Origin of the sequence: Barnesiella sp. ET7 (genome assembly GCF_024733785.1) — a bacterium.
Lineage (GTDB): Bacteria > Bacteroidota > Bacteroidia > Bacteroidales > Barnesiellaceae > Barnesiella > Barnesiella merdigallinarum.
This window is the reverse complement of record NZ_JANRHM010000012.1, coordinates 59,475-79,350: the sequence shown is the minus strand read 5'-3', so window position 1 is coordinate 79,350 and position 19,876 is coordinate 59,475. Positions and strand designations below refer to the sequence as shown.

The 19,876-nt window shown below is 50.2% G+C and carries 14 protein-coding genes; all 14 read left to right on the top strand.

All coding sequences use genetic code 11. The features are described from left to right. The first annotated feature begins 251 nt into the window (after window positions 1–251). The 14 genes from NW211_RS09125 (at window position 252) to NW211_RS09060 (ending at window position 19,821) form a co-directional block, all read left to right on the top strand. The gene (locus tag NW211_RS09125; protein WP_258327630.1) at window positions 252–2,063 is read left to right on the top strand and encodes a DEAD/DEAH box helicase; all 1,812 of its coding nucleotides are present in this window, start codon (window positions 252–254) and stop codon (window positions 2,061–2,063) included. A gap of 291 nt (window positions 2,064–2,354) precedes the next feature. Next, on the top strand, window positions 2,355–3,479 hold the full coding sequence (locus NW211_RS09120) for a Fic family protein (RefSeq protein WP_258327629.1): 1,125 nt from the start codon (window positions 2,355–2,357) through the stop codon (window positions 3,477–3,479). Between the two features lie 127 nt (window positions 3,480–3,606). After that, on the top strand, window positions 3,607–4,563 hold the full coding sequence (locus NW211_RS09115) for an NAD-dependent epimerase/dehydratase family protein (RefSeq protein ID WP_258327628.1): 957 nt from the start codon (window positions 3,607–3,609) through the stop codon (window positions 4,561–4,563). 6 nt (window positions 4,564–4,569) lie between these two features. Then, window positions 4,570–5,763, top strand: coding sequence for a glycine C-acetyltransferase (gene kbl / locus NW211_RS09110; protein WP_087407811.1), 1,194 nt, complete (start codon window positions 4,570–4,572; stop codon window positions 5,761–5,763). 197 nt (window positions 5,764–5,960) lie between these two features. Further along, window positions 5,961–6,566 (top strand): WG repeat-containing protein, encoded by a 606-nt coding sequence (locus NW211_RS09105; RefSeq protein ID WP_258327627.1) that lies wholly within the window; start codon window positions 5,961–5,963, stop codon window positions 6,564–6,566. Window positions 6,567–6,664: 98 nt separating this feature from the next. Continuing rightward, window positions 6,665–7,261 carry an RNA polymerase sigma-70 factor gene (locus NW211_RS09100; protein WP_087407813.1) on the top strand — a complete coding sequence of 199 codons (597 nt, stop codon included), beginning with the start codon at window positions 6,665–6,667 and terminating at the stop codon, window positions 7,259–7,261. A 54-nt stretch (window positions 7,262–7,315) separates the two neighbouring features. After that, the gene (locus tag NW211_RS09095; RefSeq protein WP_258327626.1) at window positions 7,316–8,293 is read left to right on the top strand and encodes a FecR family protein; all 978 of its coding nucleotides are present in this window, start codon (window positions 7,316–7,318) and stop codon (window positions 8,291–8,293) included. 285 nt (window positions 8,294–8,578) lie between these two features. Further along, entirely contained in the window at window positions 8,579–11,914 is a 3,336-nt protein-coding gene (locus tag NW211_RS09090) for a SusC/RagA family TonB-linked outer membrane protein (RefSeq protein WP_258327625.1), read from the top strand. Between the two features lie 28 nt (window positions 11,915–11,942). Further along, complete coding sequence (locus NW211_RS09085) at window positions 11,943–13,601, top strand: RagB/SusD family nutrient uptake outer membrane protein (RefSeq protein WP_258327624.1); 1,659 nt, start codon at window positions 11,943–11,945, stop codon at window positions 13,599–13,601. Window positions 13,602–13,632: 31 nt separating this feature from the next. Continuing rightward, window positions 13,633–14,469 (top strand): endonuclease/exonuclease/phosphatase family protein, encoded by an 837-nt coding sequence (locus NW211_RS09080; protein ID WP_258327623.1) that lies wholly within the window; start codon window positions 13,633–13,635, stop codon window positions 14,467–14,469. A 6-nt stretch (window positions 14,470–14,475) separates the two neighbouring features. After that, window positions 14,476–15,204: a GDSL-type esterase/lipase family protein gene (locus NW211_RS09075; protein WP_258327622.1), complete on the top strand. Its 729-nt coding sequence runs from the start codon at window positions 14,476–14,478 to the stop codon at window positions 15,202–15,204. An 11-nt stretch (window positions 15,205–15,215) separates the two neighbouring features. Further along, on the top strand, window positions 15,216–15,962 hold the full coding sequence (locus tag NW211_RS09070; protein ID WP_087407819.1) for an endonuclease/exonuclease/phosphatase family protein: 747 nt from the start codon (window positions 15,216–15,218) through the stop codon (window positions 15,960–15,962). 87 nt (window positions 15,963–16,049) lie between these two features. After that, entirely contained in the window at window positions 16,050–18,311 is a 2,262-nt protein-coding gene (locus tag NW211_RS09065) for a putative Ig domain-containing protein (protein ID WP_258327621.1), read from the top strand. A gap of 88 nt (window positions 18,312–18,399) precedes the next feature. Then, complete coding sequence (locus tag NW211_RS09060; RefSeq protein WP_258327620.1) at window positions 18,400–19,821, top strand: Gfo/Idh/MocA family protein; 1,422 nt, start codon at window positions 18,400–18,402, stop codon at window positions 19,819–19,821. The last annotated feature ends 55 nt before the right edge of the window (window positions 19,822–19,876 follow it).

The following is a 19,876-nucleotide window of genomic DNA, read 5'->3' as shown; positions in this document are numbered from 1 at the left end:
CGTCCGGGACCGCCGGTCCTTGCCGCAAAGGTCCGCCCTACAAGCGGCCCAATATCCCCCCGACACAAAACCACATCGAAGTGAGTGTATCCCCTTCGCGGTATATTGCGTTTTTTTCGTACCTTTGCCGGCGAAAACCAAACTCGTGGCGTACGAAAAATTTCTGCACACCCTCTCCCCTTAGCCCCGTTTGAGGACGAAGAAAGCCCTTGTGCTCCTGCGATAAAGCAAAAAAACTGACAACTGTATAGATGAAAACATTTCAAGAACTGGGTATCTGCGACGAGATACTGAAAGCGATTACCGAACTGGGATACGAAAACCCCATGCCCGTACAGGAGCAGGTAATCCCCCACCTCCTGAACGAAGAGACCGACCTGGTGGCTCTGGCCCAAACCGGTACGGGTAAGACGGCTGCCTTCGGCCTGCCCGTGATACAACGCATCGACCGCTCGCTGTGCCAGCCTCAGGCGCTGATTCTCTCGCCCACCCGCGAACTCTGCCTGCAGATTGCCGGCGACCTCACCGACTACTCGCAATACATCGACGGACTCACCATCCTGCCCGTTTACGGCGGCTCGAGCATCGAGAGCCAGATACGCACCCTGAAGAAGGGGGTACACATCATCGTGGCCACGCCGGGCCGCCTGCTCGACCTGCTCGAGCGGAAAACCGTGCGGCTCGACCACGTTTCGACCGTCATCATGGACGAGGCCGACGAGATGCTCAACATGGGATTCCTCGACAGCATCAACGCCATCCTCGCCCAGGTGCCCCAGGAGCGCAAAATGCTGCTCTTCTCGGCCACCATGCCGCGCGAAATCGAGCAGATTGCCCGTACCTACATGCACAACCCGCAGGAGATTGTGGTGGGCAGCCGCAACGAGGGGGCCGAGAACGTGCGCCACGTCTACTACATGGTGCATGCCAAAGACAAATACCAGGCTCTCAAACGCATCGCCGACTATTATCCCAATATCTACGGCATCATCTTCTGCCGCACACGGCGCGAAACCCAGGAGATTGCCGACCAGCTCATCGCCGACGGCTACAACGCCGACTCGCTGCATGGCGAACTGTCGCAGGCTCAGCGCGACGCCGTCATGCAGAAGTTCCGCCTGCGCAATCTGCAGCTGCTCGTGGCCACCGACGTGGCCGCCCGGGGACTCGACGTGACCGACCTGACCCACGTCATCAACTACGGTCTGCCCGACGACATCGAAACCTATACCCACCGTAGCGGCCGCACCGGCCGGGCCGGTAAATCGGGCGTATCGGTCGCCATCATCCACAGCCGCGAAAAGGGAAAGATGCGGGCCATCGAGAAGATTATCGGCAAGAAATTCGAACGTGGTCTGGTGCCTACCGGCGAACAGATTTGCGAGAAACAGCTCTTCAATCTGGCCGACCGCATCGAAAAGGTGAAGGTCAACGAAGAGGCGATTGCCAAATACCTGCCCAACATCTCGCGTAAACTGGGGTGGCTCAACGAACAGGACCTCATCAAGCGCATCGTGTCGCTCGAGTTCAACCGACTCATCGACTACTACCGCGACACCCCCGACCTCGACCTGCCCGACGAGAATACCCGTAAACCCAAAGCCGAAAACGGAGGGGCCCAAGAGGGGCGGAAAGGTCGCAACAAAGACAGCCGCACGGCCGAGGAGGGCTTCGAACGCATCTACATCAACCTGGGCAAGGCTCACGGATTCTTCCCACCCAACCTCATCGAGATGATCAACTCGCTCGTGCCCGGACGTGTGAATATCGGCCGCATTGACCTGCTGCCCGCCTACTCGCTTTTCGATGTCGAAAAGGGTGCCGCCAAGAAAGTAGTGGGAGCCCTGAAGGGGAACGAATTTTACGGACACCGCATCTATGCCGAAATTGCCACCGACAAGGACTACGCCGCCAAGGGCCGTAAAAAAGGAGGCAAAGAGCGCGAAGGCGACGGCCGCCGCAAGGGCGAGAAGCGCTACGGCTCACCGCGCAAAGGCGGTGCCGACAGCCGCTACAAACACGAACGCCGCAGCTCGAACCCCCGAAAGGAGCGCCGCAAGTAACCCCATACGACCCCGACTCCCGTCGGGACTGCACAACCCATCAATCACCCCGACCCTCTGCATCCGCATGAAGAGTCGGGGTGTTCTCTTATCCGCATATCCGCGCCGCTGTCCCCACGATTACCGTCCACTCCCCGCCCTCGACGAAACCGCAACTACCCTCCTCCCTCCTGCACATCTCTATTCCATTCCCGTCACCCCCTGCCTGTCACCCAATAAATACTAAAAAAGATTTTCCCGCTTGGAGAGTCGATTAAAGCACCCTATATTTGTATAAAATATAGATATATTATGGATATATTCCTCAAAATAAACCCCTCTGAACCAGAATTTAAAGAGTTACAAAACCAATTACAGGCAATCGATAGCCTCACGGCGGCCTGGCATACCCGTCGAAAAGAGACGATACCCCGGCACGAAACCCTGCAACCAACCATCGAGGCCACCATTGCAGCCTCGCTGGCTCTCGAAAATATGCCCTGCTCTCCGTCCCTGATTCACAAGATACTCGCCCAACCATCCGATACGCCCGACAAACGGGCCTGTCTGGTTACCGGCTACAACACCATACTCAATGCACTCTACGCCGATGCCCGCAAATATCCGCTGTGCGAAGATACCATCGTAGCCATGCACACGGCCCTCTTTCCCCACGGAAAGAACAACAGTCCGGGAAAAGCGAGCACAGTCCGCCCGGCTGCGGTAAACTTTCTCGACTACAAGGCACCCACACTTTTCAACCGCAGCCGCACGGGGTCGGTCAACAGCGAAATAGGCGACCTGGTCAAGTGGACCAACCGTGAACTCACGCATCACAGCCACCACCCGCTCGTCGTCATTGCCGCCTTTGCCTACGAGTTCATCTCCATACACCCGTTCCGCGAAGGGAAGGGTGAACTCTCGCGCATCCTCTCCACCCTGCTGATGCTGCAAAACCGCTACGAGTGGGCCCGGGAAATCTCGATCGACAGCTTCATCGAACAACGGCGCACCACCTACTACCAAACCTTGAAACGAGGGCAACAGAACCGGTATTCGACCCAAGAGAACATCACACCGTGGGTACTGTTCCTGTGCGACACCTGGCTGCAATCGCTGCACAGCCTCATACCCGAACAAGCCGAAGCGACCACCGCATTGCCCCGACAAGCCGAAACAGACGTACCCGCCCAGCCCACAGCGCCCCCGGTATCGCCGGTCGCAGAGTCTGGCACGCCCGTCTACCTCAACGCCCGGCAAAAGCAGATACTCGCCTTTCTCAAACGGGAAGAGCCGGCCAAAGTAGGCGACATTGCCCACGCACTCAAAACCATATCCATCAATACCCTCAAGAAAGACCTGCTCTACCTGCGCCAGAAAAACCTCATCGAGTCGCACGGCGTGCTCAAAGGAACCATATACACCGTGAAAAAATAACGCAACCGACACGAAAGAATAATCTCACTCGAAATAACAACGGCGACAAAATTTGTGTATATTTGCCCCAAGGAACCTTAATAAATCTATCAAAGCACATCAACCCGATCAAAAAGGTAGCATAGACATGAAAAGAATTCTTGTAATCGGATCGACCGGACAAATAGGGTCGGCGCTAATGACAAAACTCCGCAGCGAGTATGGCAGCGACAACGTCGTAGCCGGATATATCGAGGGTGTACCTCTAAGCGATGAACTGAAAAACGGCGGCCCCCTCGAAGTCGCCGATGTAACCAACGCCGCCCAGATAGCCGCCATCGTCGACAAATACAAAATCGACTCCATCTACAACCTGGCAGCCATCCTTTCGGCCCAGGCCGAGAAGAAGCCTCTGCTGGCCTGGAACATCCAGATAGGCGGTGTGCTCAACCTGCTCGAAATCTCGCGCGAAAAAGGATGCTCGCTCTTCACGCCCAGCTCCATCGGGGCATTCGGCGACTCGTCGCCCAAGATGAAAACCCCGCAAGAGACCATCCAACGCCCCCGCACCATCTACGGTGTGAGCAAGGTATCGTGCGAGCTGCTGAGCGACTACTACTTCTACCGCTACGGAGTCGACACCCGTTCGGTACGCTTCCCCGGCCTCATCTCCTACGAAACCCTGCCGGGCGGCGGAACCACCGACTATGCCGTAGAAATCTACTATGCAGCCGTCAAAGGCGAGAAGTTCGAAATCCCCGTCAAGGCCGGCACGTTCATGGACATGATGTACATGCCCGATGCCCTCAAGGCCATGGTCATGCTCATGGAAGCCGACCCCTCGCGACTGAAGCACCGCAACTCGTTCAATATCGCCTCGATGAGCTTCGACCCCGAAATCATCTATCACGAAATCAAAAAATTCTACCCCGACTTCGAGGCCGAATACAAGATAGACCCCGTGCGTCAGCAGATCGCCGACTCGTGGCCCGATATGCTCGACGACTCCTGTGCCCGTGCCGAATGGGACTGGAAACCCGACTACGACCTCGAATCGATGTCGGTAGACATGATCGAACACCTCAAAAAGAAACTCCTTAAATAAACGCCTATGTTTACACAAATGAAAGAGTATCTGGCCCAACAGCTCGCCCAGATCAAGGCCGACGGATTGTACAAAGAAGAACGTACCATCATCACCCCCCAGAGTTCGGCCATCAGAATTGCCGAGAAAAGCGGCAAAGTACTGAACTTCTGTGCCAACAACTACCTGGGACTCTCGGATAACCCCCGGCTCATCGCCGCCGCCAAAAAAGCGATGGATACACACGGTTTCGGCATGTCGTCCGTACGGTTCATCTGCGGAGCCCAAGACCTGCACCGCGAACTCGAAAAGGCGATTGCCCGCTACTTCAAAACCGAGGATACCATCCTCTATGCCGCCTGCTTCGACGCCAACGGCGGTGTGTTCGAACCCCTCTTCACGGCCGAAGATGCCATCATCTCCGACGCCCTCAACCACGCCTCCATCATCGACGGTGTGCGCCTGTGCAAGGCCAAACGCTACCGCTATGCCAACGCCAACATGGAAGAGCTCGAGCACTGCCTGCAAGAGGCCCAGGCCCAACGCTTCCGCATCATCGTGACCGACGGCGTGTTCTCGATGGACGGCAACGTAGCCCCCATGGACAAGATTTGTGCCCTGGCCGAGAAATACGATGCCCTGGTGATGGTCGACGAGTGCCACTCGGCCGGTGTCGTAGGTCCTCACGGACGCGGCGTCAGCGAACTCTTCAACCTCTACGACCGCATCGACATCCACACCGGCACGCTGGGCAAAGCCTTCGGCGGAGCCATCGGCGGATTCACCACCGGTCCCAAAGAGATTATCGACATGCTGCGCCAGCGGTCGAGACCCTACCTCTTCTCCAACTCGCTGCCCCCTGCCGTCGTAGGTGCCGGAATCGAAGTCTTCAAGATGCTCGACGAGAGCGACGAACTCCACACCCGCCTGATGGAAAACGTCACCTACTTCCGCGACAAGATGCTGGCCGCCGGCTTTGACATCAAGCCCACCCAGTCGGCCATCTGCGCCGTCATGCTCTACGACGCCAAACTCTCGCAGACCTTTGCCGCCCAAATGCTCGACGAAGGCATCTACGTGACCGGATTCTACTACCCCGTCGTACCGCAGGGACAAGCCCGCATCCGCGTACAACTCTCGGCCGCACACACCCGTGAAGAGCTCGATGCCTGCATCGCCGCCTTCATCAAAGTGGCCAAGAATCTGGGAGTACTCAAATAGAAGTTTTATTTCCTCCATATCCAAGCAGAGGCTGTATCGCCATACACGATGCAGCCTCTGCTGTTCTTATACACACGCTACAAGGCCATAGAGGAGAATCTGAAAAATTTGATTTTTTAAAATAGTTCGCTATATTTGTCCTATTGAGATCAAAGGGGAAAGAAAAAATAGAGAAGATAACCTTAAAATTGAAACACATGAAATCGCCGATACTTTTACTCCTGTTAGTTCCGATGACGTGGCTCTCGTGTACCGGCATCATGCCATTTTCGCCTTATGCAGGCAACTACTCGTCGCAAATGGCCCGACGACTGACACCGGTCGAGAATCCGGCTACCGGCTTATATGGCTACGTCAACGATTTAGGCCTGTGGGCCATCCAACCCCGATACCAGTCGGCAAATCGATTTGGAGCCAACGGGTTGGCCCGTGTACGTTTGGGAGCCCGCTACGGGGCCATCAATATGGCCGGAAAGACCGTTATCAATTTCAACTTCTCCAACGGTTACGATGTCGATGCCGCTATCCTTTCGATGGGTAAAGGCAGAATGCGGGGCATAGAATTGTGGGAAGAGCAAGATTCCCGCACCGGTCTGTACGGCTATCTCGACTACTATGGAACCTGGTTTATCAAGCCGCAATATTACCGAGCCCGAGATTTCAATCGCGAGGGATATGCCGTGGTCGAGATGAAGCGAGGGCAATGGGGCGCTATCGACCGCAATAACCGCGTGGTAATTCAACCGGCTTTCACCTCACCGTATGACGCAGAAAATGCTCTCAGACGATTGATGGGGTATTGATTTCATAGGAGAACGATAAATCTGTATTAGAAAATTAACAAAGAACCAATGCTGTTTTTATGCAGATGACTTACATTTGCATATAATAATTTGCAGGAATGAAACACGAATACGATGATATTATCATAGGCCTTAAGTCAGGATCTTTCGATGCTTTCGAGAAAATTTACAAGTTGTATAGTGGCAAGTTATACAATTTCGTTATGAAAATTTCGAAAGGCGACAGCTATTGGGCCGAAGAGATTGTTCAGCGTACATTCGTAAGATTATGGGAGATACACGACCAGGTGAATCCCGACAAATCATTGATTTCCTATCTCTGTACCATCGCTAAAAACTTGTTACTGAACATATACCAGCGCCAAACGGTCGAGTATATTTATGCCGAGTATGTGCTCGAATCGGCGCAAGAATATAGCGACAATAACCTTGACGAGGTTCTGGATGGAAAACTGTTGGAAAAGTATATCGATCGACTTGCCGAAGAGTTACCCCCATCTCGCAAAAAGATTTTCATCATGAGCAAGCGCAAAAACTTGAGCAATAAAGAGATTGCTTTAGAGTTGAACATTTCGGAAAGTACCGTGGCTACTCAGTTGTCTTTGGCTCTCAAGTTTATGAAAGACAAGCTGATGAATCATTATGGCGAATTATTGACCGTAATCATATACACGGTGCTAATTAAGACTATTTAACCATGTAAAATTAGATAGGCGAAGAGGTTTACCTGTACACTAAGTAAAGTAACAATGGATAAGGACAGATTCAAAATACTCATTGAGAAATATCTGGAAGGCAACGCTTCGCCAGCCGAAATCGAGGAGTTGTGTAAATGGATACGCAACAACGATTCGCTCGATCGCTGGATGATGCGTGAAATCGAGAAATGCGATTCTTCTCTCGATAAGGAGGTTTACGACCGATTGTATAGTCGCATTAAAGAAGCCATAGATTCTCGAGAAGAGAAAACCCGCTCGAAAAGGATTGTCTTTACCCGACTCATACGTTGGGCCGCCATTATCTGCCTGCCTATTGTAGCGGCATTGATAACCTATGAATTGCTTTCGACGCCCACCCCCGACACCCTTCCGTTGATTGTATCGGCCGAAAGCGGCGAACGAGCTAAAGTACAGTTACCCGATGGTACACAAGTAAATATCAACTCGGCTTCACAGATAAGCTACCCCCAAAATTTCGGAAGCAAAGAACGGGTTATAGAACTCGATGGAGAGGCCTACTTCGAGGTGACGCCCGATAAAGAACGTCCGTTTATCGTAAAAGCTGCGGGACTTGAAATTACCGTATTGGGAACCTCGTTCGATATTAGCGCCTATAAAGATGACCCCGATGTCTCGGTAGTATTGCTGACGGGTAAAGTCGATGTAACATCGACACAAGGCCGCTGTGTGATGCAACCCGATGAAAAACTGGTCTATAATAAACAAACAGGATTGATGACGGTAGGCAAGGTCTATTCCAAAGAATATGTCGAATGGACCAACGGCAACCTGCGTTTCGAAAACGAATCGCTGGAAGATATTGTTAAAATCTTGTCTCGAGTTTATAATGTAAAGATTGTTTTTGATCAGGATTTCCCCAAAGAAAAATACTTCTTTACCGGATCGATTGGTAGTGGCGGAATAACCAATGCGCTGGATATTCTGTCGATGACATCGGCTTTGCAGTACGAAGTACGTGACTCGGTAATCGTGCTTCGCAAAAGATAAAATATTGCTCCTCCCTTTTATTTAAAGCCCTTTTGTAGAATGGCTTAGGCATTAGGCACCTTGGCATTTTGTTAAGGTAGGATTCCTGCGTCTTTGCTCCATCGTGCTCTGGGATATGAAGGAAAACATAGAAGTATAACAAATGTTAATTTTTGAATTGGATTGGATAAACCCCAACTCCGTCTTGTATACTTAATAGACGACGAAACAATATGAGAATAATACAAATTGTAGGTACCTTTTATACTAATATCTTGTAGTCAAAAGCAACAAAATGAAAAACGTATGAAATCAAACCATTTTTTAGTGAGGTGGCTGTGTGTTGCGCTGTTTGTGCTTTTTGCATGGAATATTCAGGCACAGATTACGGTCGATGTCAAGAACGAACCGTTAAAGGAGGTCTTAAAGCAAATAGAACGATCGAGCAAATACAGTTTCTTTTATAATGTCGAGTTGGAAGGTCTTGACAAGTTGGTAACAATCAAGACCGACAATGCCTCGTTGGAGGAGACGATGAAGCAGTTGTTGAAGGGAACCAACATTACTTTTGAAAAGAAAGTCGATAATGTCGTTGTGCTTCTGCCCAGGCAGAAAACGGCCAAGGAGAGTCGGGCTATTTCGGGTAAAGTGGTCGACGGAAACGGCGATGCTATTATCGGGGCAAGTATTATCGTTAAGGGCTCGTCGGTGGGAACCTCGACCGATGTGAACGGAAACTTTACGATCGATCATGTTTCTGGCCAGGCTATGCTGGTAGTCTCGTCGATTGGATATAAGAAAGAAGAGGTGGCCGTGACCGGTGGCACTCCTGTTGAAATACGATTGAGCGAAGACTCCAACTTAATGGACGAAGTGGTTGTCGTAGGTTACGGTGTACAGAAAAAGATAAACTTGACGGGCTCGGTCGTATCGGTCGATCACGATGTGCTGGCCAACCGACCCATAGCCAACGTGACAACAGGTTTGCAAGGCTTGCTACCGGGTGTATCTATCGTCAATACAACGAGTCGCCCCGGCGACAACAACTCTTCGATTCGGGTACGCGGTGTGGGTACCTTGAACAATTCCGACCCGCTTATTCTCATCGATGGTGTCGAGGGCGATATGAATACCTTGAATCCCGACGATATAGAATCGGTTTCGGTTCTGAAAGATGCCGCATCGTCGGCCATTTACGGGTCGCGAGCAGCCAACGGTGTTATCCTTATTACAACCCGCAAAGCCAGTCGCGAGGTGAAACCCACAGTTTCGTATAATGGTTATTTTGCCATGCAGACTCCTACGGCGCTGCCCGAAATGCTCGATGCGGTCGAGTATCTCACCCTGTTGAAAGAGGCTACGTCGAATGTCAATAAAAGTTGGGGATATACCCAAGAAGATATCGACGCAGTCATTAACGGAACCGACCCCAACTTCAGAGCCAATACCAACTGGATAAAGGAAATCACCCGAGATTATGCCCCACAACACGGACATAACGTCAATATCAACGGAGGAAATAAAACAATGGGATATTATCTCTCCTATGGAAACCTCACCACATCGGGGCTCATGGTGGGTAATGGCTATCATGCTACCCGTAACAACGTAAGAATGAAACTGAATACCGAGCTTTTCGACCGATTAACGATTAACGGTAACATGAGCTATACCGATGTGGATAACTGGACTCCGGCCACCAGCGACAGCGGAAGTTCGGGCCTTTTTTATCAAGCTTTGCGCTCGTCGCCTCTTACTCCTGTTAAGTTTACTGATGGACAATGGGGCTATGGCGGTAGCTCGGCTAACCCCATAGCACAAGCCTACGATGGCGGGTTCATCAACTATCACAAACGGGAGACTTCGTTGAATTTCAGTGCCGAACTGAAAATCATCACCGGCCTCACCGCCAAGGTACAGTATGCTACCCGGCTGGTCGATGTGCTGCGCAAACAACAGCAAAATATCATACAGCACTTTTATCCCGACACCGATACCCCGTTGGCCTATACCTCAAACACGAGCAAATTCAGCCAGCGAGATATTGCCCAGCGTTATCAGAACTTGATGGCTCAAGCCGATTACAATAAAACCATTGGCAAGCATTCGTTCCATATTTTGGCCGGTTTCTCGCAAGAATGGCAATTGTACCAGCAGATGGATGCCAGTCGGGAGGACTTGGTATCGAACGACTTGCATGTGCTGAATGCCGGAACCGATTTGCAGACCAATAGTGGTTATGACAACCACTGGGCCATTCGCTCGGGTTTTGGTCGCATCAATTATAACTACAACGACCGCTATCTGGTTGAAGCCAACCTGCGTTACGACCTCTCGTCGAGGTTCCATAAGAGTTGTCGAGGAGGTTATTTCCCATCAGCTTCGGTGGCATGGCGCATGTCCGAAGAGTCGTTCATGGAGTCGACCCGTAGCTGGCTCGACAATTTGAAAATACGGGCTTCGTATGGTACCTTGGGTAATCAATACACCTCGTCGCTTTATCCCTATATGGCTTTGATCAAGCCCTCTACCTCGAATATGCCTATCGGCGGTGAAATCACCTCATCGATGCAACAGAGTGAGGCATCGAACAATATATTGTCGTGGGAGACGATAAGAATGACTAACATCGGTTTGGATGCCAACCTGTTTGACAACCGCTTGTCGTTGACGGCCGACTACTTTATCAAGAATACCGATGATATTCTGTTGAAGGTGAAACTCCCCGATGTATTGGGTGTGAGCGAACCGTACCAGAATGCGGGGAAAGTACAAAACAAAGGTTGGGAAATAGCGCTGTCGTGGCAAGACAAGATTGGCAAAGACTTCCACTATGGCGTGAGCCTCTCCTTCTCCGATGTAAAAAACAAGGTGGTAAGTGTGGGCAATACGGCCGACGACTTTAGCGGCGACCAGATACGTGCCGTGGGCTATCCTATCGACGCTTTCTGGGGGTATAAGGCCGATGGCTTGTATACGGTCGACGATTTCAACTACGATCCCGCTACCAACACCTATACTCCCAAACCTACTACACCCATCATCGAGGAGTATCGCACCAAGGTGCAGCCGGGTGATATTAAATATGTCGATTTGAACGGCGACGGGAAAATTACCCCTACCGATGACCGCTGCTATATAGGCAGTTCGATACCTCGTTACAACTATACCATCGGGCTCAATGCCGCTTGGAGAGGCATCGATTTCAGCCTGTTGCTGCAAGGGGTAGGCAAGTGTGCCGGTTATATCGGAGGTATGGGTCGCCATGCGTTTACCGAACTGGCCAACTATCCTCAAAAAGCCCATCTCGACCGTTGGACTTGGGAGAACCAGAATCCCCATGCTTCGTATCCGCGTTTTACTTATGACGAGACCTATAACCGCGACGAGTTCTCCTCTTTCTGGATTGAAGATGCCTCGTATTTGAGAATAAAGAACTTGCAGGTAGGCTATACCATTCCTCGCAAAGGGATCATATCCAAATTGCACATCGAGAATTTAAGAGTTTATTTCTCGGGTGAGAACTTGTGGACTCTTACCGATTTCTTCCCGTCGTATGATCCCGAAATCCCAGTAAGCGATGGAGGCTACTATCCCATTACCTCTTCTTATTCAGTTGGGTTGAGTATTACGTTCAAATAATTATCGATGATATAAACAGTAAGTACATATGAAAACAAGATATTTAACCATTTTACTTTGCTCGATGTTGGTATGGTCGGGCTGCAACGATTCGTTCCTCGACAGGATACCCTTGGACGAGCTCACCGACGAGACTTACTGGGAGACCGAGGAGCATCTGATACTGGCTTCAAATGCCTGCATCAATTACCTGCGGGGGAAAAACATGAGTGTCGATATGGAATTTCTCGGCGACAATGTTTTTCGTGAACGTTCGTCGGAGTACAAGACGCTCGGGAGCGGTAACTTTACAAGTGATTTGTCGGTTATTAACTCCGAGTGGACCAACGACTATGACGGGATAAGACGCTGCAACCATTTCTTGGAGAACTATGAGCGGGCTCAGAAGGTTTCGGCTTCGATTCGGGAGCGCTATGCCGGTGAGGCTCGGTTCATGCGAGCCTATTTGTATAGTTACTTGGTCAACTGTTTCGGTGATGTGCCTTTGGTTGTCAATACCATCGATGTAGGCGATGAGGCTCTGTACGGCTCGCGTACCGACAAAGAGACTCTGATTGAGTGGATTCTCAATGAGTATGAATTGGCCGCTACGGCATTGCCCTATGCCAAAGATTTGAAAGATACCGAATTGGGACGTCCTACCAAGGAGGCCGCATGGGCTTTCAAGTCGCGCTTTGCCCTGTATCACGAACGTTGGGACGATGCTGTTGCTGCAGCAGAGGAAGTGATGACCGCCAATTTCCACAAGTTGTATGACAACGGCAACCCCGAGACGACCTACCACGAGTTGTTTACCCTTGCCGCCAACCCGGTAACAAACAAAAGCAACCGTGAGTTTATCGTTACCCGTCTGTATAGCGAGGAGGCCGGGTTGACCCATAACCTCAGCCGTGAGTTGCAGGTGCCCAACGAAGAAACTCGTTATGCGCCTACTCGTTCGCTCATGGATGCTTATCTGTGCAACGGGCTGCCTATAACCATCCCGGCAAGCCGTTATCGTGAGAATACCCACGAAGCCATCTTCAACAACCGAGATCCCCGTATGGCTCAGACTATCTTGAAACCCGGGGCTGAATGGGGCGGATATCCCGGAAAAACGATTTATGAACAACCCAAGTTCTCCAACTCGGCAACCAGTTGCCGCACGACAACCGGCTGGTATTTTACCAAATTTGTAGAGCTCTCGGCTATTTCGCGCTATAACAAAGACCAGAATGCAATCCCGCTGATGCGTTATGCCGAGGTTTTGCTCAACTGGATTGAGGCTAAGGAGATGCGTGGCGACGCTATTACCCAGCCCGATATTGACAAGTCGATCAATCTGCTCCGCGACCGGGTGGGAGCCGACAAGATGGTATTGACTACTTTGAAAGCCTATGGCCTCGACTTACGCGATGAGATTCGCCGCGAGCGTCGGGTTGAGCTGGCTCTCGAGGGCGAGCGTTACTTCGATTTAATGCGTTGGAAACAGGGCGACCTGCTGGCCAAAGATGTGACCGGCATGCGTAAAAGCACTGTGCCTGCCAGCGAATATGAGTATGTAAAGGATATTCCTACCGACAGCGAGGGTAACTTGGTCCTTATGACCGGTCGTACCTTCTCGGCTGAGAAGAATTATCTGTGGCCCATACCGTTTACCCAAACGCAGCGCAACCCTAATTTGTTGCCCAATAATCCCGGGTGGTAATCTATTTGAGAATCATTAAACTATCTTTTATATGAGAACTCATTGTACATTCATCTTATGCCTGTTTGGAGTGCTTTTAATGACAGCTTGCGGTTCGTCCGACCCAGTTTTATCTGGGCCGGATGAAACCGAAAGTGAAGAATCTCTGGTAACCTTGGCCGGGGACCGTTCATTTTCTTTGTTGTCGTTGAGCGCCGATAAGGGAATGGCCTCGGGCTCGTACCAGGTAGAACCTTTGGCCGCATTTATTCAAGAAAACAATACCGATGTGGTGGCTTTGCAAGATGTCGATTATGGGACTACTCGTACCGGCAAGACCAATTTGGTGGCCGATGTTGCCTATCGGTGCAGCAAAGAGGGTAACCGCAGGCAGGGTGTATTTGCCTCGACCGGGCGTGAAGATGGTGGCGAAACCGGTGTCTCTCTTTTTGTGCGAGAGTGCTTTTATGGAACTAATAAGGTGAATTTGAACAATGAGTTGGTGTTACTCACCATGCCTTATGAATTGAAATCGGGCGAGACGGTTCTTGTAGCTACTTGTCAGTTCGATCGGAACGATGCCAGCAAAAGGGTTCGCCAGGCCGAGGCTCTGGCTGCTTATGCCGACCAAGTGAAACAGAATATTGTCATCTGTGCCTCTATTCATGAGGACTTGTCGGGGAATGTCCTCAATATCTTGACAACAAAATACCGTCGTTCTTGCAAGTTTGCAGCAGAGAATACCTATCCTGCCGATGAGCCTGTATCAAGGTATGATTACATTCTCACCCCTCTTTCTCAAAATTGGGGAACACAGACGGTAATGGTAAAAGGCGATGCCACGGTATCGAATCATAAAGCATTATTCATACGAATAGGATTAAAATAGGGAACAATGAAAAAGTATAATCATCTGTTTATTTGTGCATTGATGTTACTCTCCCTGTCGTGGAGTCTGGTTGGCTGTTCCGATGACAACGAAGATTATCCGAAAGGAGAACGTCCGCCGGTTATCGAGTCGGTCCGTAAAGTAGCTTGCATAGGCAACAGTATTACTTACGGAGCTCGACAGTTCTTGAACGACCGGGAAAAAGAGTGTTATCCGGCCTTACTGGGCAATATGCTGGGCGAAAACTTCGAGGTAGGCAACTTTGGCTGTAGCGGTACTACCCTGCTGAAAAACGGGAATCAGCCCTATTGGAACACCAAAGAGTTTACCAATGCAAAAGCCTTTCTCCCCAACATTGTAATTGTCAAGTTTGGAACAAACGATTCGCGGTCGATCAACTGGCCCAATCACGGGGCGGAATTTGAGTCCGACTTGACCGATTTCGTGCTCGAGCTTCGCAGCCTGTCTACCCGGCCCAGAGTTTTCCTGTGTACTCCGGCAATTGCATACAGCAATTCGATTGGTGCCGATGACGGGGTGATTACCTCCGAGATTATTCCTGCCATTGAGCGGGTAGCCGAAACTCAAGGTCTCACCGTAATCGATCTGCACACTGCATTGCAAGGACATCAGGACTTATTCCCCGACGGAATTCATCCCGGCATAGAAGGTAACCAGCTAATAGCATCGACCATTTACGATGTATTAGCTCGAGAATATTCTTTAAACAATTGAAAATTAAAATTATGACCAAAAAATTTATATTCATTTTGCTGAGTGTGTGTCTGTGGGGCAGTGTGTCGGCTCAGACTCAACTTAAAATCATGTCGTTCAATATTCATGCGGGGTACGATGCCCCGATGGCCGATATTGCGGCCTTTATCAAGGCTCAAGATCCCGATATCGTGGCTTTGCAAGAGGTCGAGTATTATACCAACCGTTCGGGAGCCAATAAGCCGAGAACAATTAACAACAATATCAATATGCTCAATGAACTGGCTGCTCTTACAGGGTATCAGGGCATGTTCTACGTCACCCTCGAAAGTTGCTACGGAGGAAAATTTGGCAATGCCATTCTGAGCAAGTACAGTTTCGACGAGACCCGTCGTATCATGTTGCCTTGTGCTGCCGGAACCGAACAGCGCTGTGCCGCTATTGCCGATATTACTTTGCCCGATGGAACCGAGGTCTCGATTGTCGACACCCATCTCGACATGTCCAATCTCGATAACGGCATGGCTCAGATTAAAGAGGTGGCCCGTATCCCCCAAATGGGCAAGTGGTATCTCTTGGCTGGTGATATGAACCGCCGTGTGGGTACGGCCGAGATAAATGAACTGTCGAGCGTGTGGACTCTGGCTTTCAGCGAGGGCTTTGACCATATAGGCTATTATCCGTCGAGTGGCTGGGTAGTCAAGGAAACAAAAGTGTTTTCCGACAACACCTTGTCGGACCATTTTCCGATCATGGTCACACTCGAGCTGGCCAAATAACAGGAAACCAAAAGAGTATCATATTGTCTTATTCTCAGTTTAATTTTAATCGTCGTCTAAATTATTTACTATTAAAAACATGGAGTTATGAAACTAAGAAAAATTTACATCGGAGCAGGAATTATATTGCTTCCCTTATTTTGTGTAGGAGAAGCTATGGCCAAAGATGCCAAGTTTGAAACGGCGGCTTCGTATGGTAGTACGGGGGCCGACGAGCCGTACAGTTCGTTGACCGATGCCGACGGCAACTATTATATTTCGGGCATTTGCCGGGGTAATGTCGAGTTTACCAATGGTACGATGGTAAAAGGCCGTGGCGGTATGGACGCTATTCTTGTGAAATATGATGCCGAACTGAATTTCCAGTGGGCTCGAGGAGTCGGTGGTACGAAAGACGATTCGTTTGAGCGCATTGCGGTTACCTCGGGTGGCGACATTGTGGCCGTGGGCAAAATTGCGGGCGACGTAACTATCGATGGCACCGACCAGACCTGGAGTGCTACTCAGTCGACCGATGCCTGCATTGTAGTCTATGGTAAAGACGGAACCTATAAAAACTCGGCCGTGATAAAAGGTACGGGAGCTTCTCTGTGTAACTCGGTTGCTACCGACAGCGAAGGCCTTATCTACGTGACGGGTTCGACCATAGGACAGACCGATTTCGGAAACGGAAAGAGCGTGACTATTGGTGGAACTGATACCGGCACCTTTTTGGCATGCTACAACAGTTCGCTGGAATGCCAGTGGGCTATTGCAGGCTTTGGCCCCAAATATTCTTATGGCTGGGACGTGAAACTGGATAAAGACGAGAATATCCTGCTTACCGGCCGTTTTGGTTCTTCGTTTACCCTCACCGGTACCGATGGGGAGTCTATTACAACCGACATAGGCGGTGAGTCTACCCAGGATACTTATGTGGCCAAACTCTCTCGCGAGGGTGTGGGACAGTGGATTACCCATGTAAAGAACTCCAACCGTATCGATACTCGCTCAATCGATTCCGACTCTCAAGGGAATGTTTATATCTGGGGGCACTGCCAATCGGCTGTTACTCCTGAGGGACAACCGGCTCTCGGGTTCAATGGAAATTTCGATTCGTTCCTGATTAAGTATTCACCTGCGGGAGCCTATCTGGACGGTATGAACCTGGGTGGAAGCGGTCGCGACGAGTCAAAGGCTCTGTTCATCGACAAGAACGACGATGTGTATGTGGCAGGTAATATAAATGGCGATGGCTCCAAAGGCGGAACGGCCGTGAACATGAATCCCCGCGGCGAGTCTAAGGAGTATACTTCCAAAGGCCATGATGGTTACTTTGCTAAATATGACGGTGAAACTTGGGAACTGGTACAACTTGAAAAGACCATTACTCCCGATAACGCCAACCAGCACGAGATAGCCTGGTGCGTAACCATGTCGCCCGATTGTGATAAAGTCTATGTGACAGGTCATCACAATAACGGCTCTACGGTCTTCGATGGTGTAGACCTCACGCTTCCTTTTGTAGGCGATTATGATGTGTACACGGTGTTGTATTCCTATGTACTGATGGTGAAGACCAAGACTCTCGAAGCAGGAGTCGTTGGTGAGCCCTATTACAGCAATATCGTTGTCGACAATACCGAAGGTGCTGTGTCGTTTGAGATTACCGAGGGTGCACTCCCCGATGGACTTTCGTTGAGCGACGACGGGGCTATCTCGGGAACTCCTACCAAGAATGGTTCGTTCACGTTTACGCTTCAGGTATCGGACGAAGCATCGTCTATTCAGAAAGAGTACACGCTGGTTATCAAGTCGGGTGAAGGCTGCGATGTGTTTATCGTGACCGACCATTGTCCCGATGCCTATATAGGCTATCCCTATTCGCTCCAACTCGAGATAGAGGGCGAGGGTATTACATGTGCGCTTACTGGTGGGGCCTTGCCCGATGGCCTTACCTTGTCGCCCGAAGGACTTATTTCGGGAACTCCTTCCGAGTCGAATGAAGAGGGCATTTACAGCTTTACGGTGAAAGCTACCGGTGCGTCGGGTTGCGACGATGAACTGGAACTGCAAATGATACTTTCCAACGACGATCCCAGTAGCATAGAGGGTATAAGCGCCGATTCATTCCAGTTATATCCCACAGTGGCTTATGGCGAAATAACCATGAAGGCCAGCTTCGGTAAGAGCGTACGGGCTCAAGTCAACATTGTGACTCCGTTGGGTACCAGCGTATGGAGCAAGGCATTCTATGGCGATGTAATCGACGAGGCTATCTCGACAGTCGATATGCCTGAAGGTGTTTATTATCTGGTATTGTCGACCGACGAAGGTCGATTGACCAAACCTTTTATCGTGAAGAAGTAGTAGTAAATTGGTTTTCTAACGACGGACCCCGGTATCTTCTTTTAGTCCGGGATATCGGGGCCGTCGCTTATTTTTGTAGTGTTAGAACATGAAAAGAAGTGAATTTTTAAGGCTGATGGGAGCAACGACTGTTGCTGCCGCTCTATCCGATTTCAAGGCCATATCGCAGACTGTAGAGTCGTTGAATGGCTCGGCCACAGCCGGTTCGGACGATTTGGCCAAACTGCTTGAATCGGATTTGGAGAGCCAGGAAGCCGTGGTCGACAAGCCGGTAACGGCCATTGTCATTGGGGCTGGTGCCCGTGGTCGCACGTATGCCAGCTACTCCGAGCATTATCCCAAATCGCTCAAGATTGTGGGTGTTGCCGATATAAATCGGGAGCGACAGGAGTATATGAAGAATCTGTACCAGATACCCGATGAAAATTGCTTTGACGATTGGAGTGAAGTGTTCAGTCGGCCAAAGTTTGCCGATGCGGTGATTATTGCCACACCCGATAACCTGCACTATGCACCGGCTTTGAAAGCGATGGCTGCCGGTTATGATTTGCTATTGGAAAAGCCTGTAGCACAATCGATTAAAGAGTGTACCGATATTTTGAAGTATGCCAAGCGGTACGACCGCATTGTGGGTATTTGCCATGTGTTGCGGTATGCACCCTATTTTATTGCTCTAAAAAAGGTGCTCGACTCGGGGAAGATTGGCGATTTGGTGAGCATACAGCATATGGAGTGTATCCGATTCTATCACATGGCCCACTCGTATGTACGGGGAAATTGGAAAAGTTCGAAAGATACCACCCCTATCATTATTGCCAAATCGTGCCACGATATGGATATGATGCGATGGCTGGTCAACAAACCGTGCAAGTCGGTGTCGGCTTATGGCGGATTGAAACTGTTCAAGCGGGAGAATGCTCCCGAAGGTTCTACCGCTCGATGCCTCGACTGCCCGGTAGAATCGGAATGCCCCTACTCCGCAAAAAAAATCTATCTGGAACAGCGTCAGTTCCTGTATGTTTTCGATATACCCGACAATGATTGTCACAACCGGAAATACGACAGCCTCATTTTGGAAAAGTTGAGAACATCGGAGTATGGACAATGCGTCTACCGTTGCAACAACGACCAGTGCGACCATTTCGTGGCTTCTCTCGAGTTCGACGGCAACATAACCGGCGCCTTTTCGATGGAGGCATTTACGGCAACCGGTGGTCGTCTGACCCGCATTATGGGAACAAAAGGATGGATCGAGGGTGATATGAAGAAGTTTACCGTTACCGATTTTCTCACCCGTAAACAACTGGTATGGAATAAGGATATTTCTTCCTTGCCGGGATACGAAGGCCATGCCGGCGGCGATTTCGGTATTGTGAAAGACTTTGTGCTGGCCGTAGCCAATCGCGATGCGTCTTATCTAACCAGTACAATCGACCTCTCTATCGAGAGCCATGTCATGGGATTCTTGGCTGAAAAAAGCCGGGTACTCAAGAAACGGATAGATATGTAACGACAAAACATGTTTTTCTCATACACGTGAAGTAGAGCTCAACCATGAGAATTGA

Bases quoted from the DNA above. Each gene is read 5' to 3' on its own strand.
- NW211_RS09125 (WP_258327630.1), top strand. From the start codon at position 252: ATGAAAACATTTCAAGAACTGGGTATCTGCGACGAGATACTGAAAGCG.
- NW211_RS09120 (WP_258327629.1), top strand. From the start codon at position 2,355: ATGGATATATTCCTCAAAATAAACCCCTCTGAACCAGAATTTAAAGAG.
- NW211_RS09115 (WP_258327628.1), top strand. From the start codon at position 3,607: ATGAAAAGAATTCTTGTAATCGGATCGACCGGACAAATAGGGTCGGCG.
- kbl (WP_087407811.1), top strand. From the start codon at position 4,570: ATGTTTACACAAATGAAAGAGTATCTGGCCCAACAGCTCGCCCAGATC.
- NW211_RS09105 (WP_258327627.1), top strand. From the start codon at position 5,961: ATGAAATCGCCGATACTTTTACTCCTGTTAGTTCCGATGACGTGGCTC.
- NW211_RS09100 (WP_087407813.1), top strand. From the start codon at position 6,665: ATGAAACACGAATACGATGATATTATCATAGGCCTTAAGTCAGGATCT.
- NW211_RS09095 (WP_258327626.1), top strand. From the start codon at position 7,316: ATGGATAAGGACAGATTCAAAATACTCATTGAGAAATATCTGGAAGGC.
- NW211_RS09090 (WP_258327625.1), top strand. From the start codon at position 8,579: ATGAAATCAAACCATTTTTTAGTGAGGTGGCTGTGTGTTGCGCTGTTT.
- NW211_RS09085 (WP_258327624.1), top strand. From the start codon at position 11,943: ATGAAAACAAGATATTTAACCATTTTACTTTGCTCGATGTTGGTATGG.
- NW211_RS09080 (WP_258327623.1), top strand. From the start codon at position 13,633: ATGAGAACTCATTGTACATTCATCTTATGCCTGTTTGGAGTGCTTTTA.
- NW211_RS09075 (WP_258327622.1), top strand. From the start codon at position 14,476: ATGAAAAAGTATAATCATCTGTTTATTTGTGCATTGATGTTACTCTCC.
- NW211_RS09070 (WP_087407819.1), top strand. From the start codon at position 15,216: ATGACCAAAAAATTTATATTCATTTTGCTGAGTGTGTGTCTGTGGGGC.
- NW211_RS09065 (WP_258327621.1), top strand. From the start codon at position 16,050: ATGAAACTAAGAAAAATTTACATCGGAGCAGGAATTATATTGCTTCCC.
- NW211_RS09060 (WP_258327620.1), top strand. From the start codon at position 18,400: ATGAAAAGAAGTGAATTTTTAAGGCTGATGGGAGCAACGACTGTTGCT.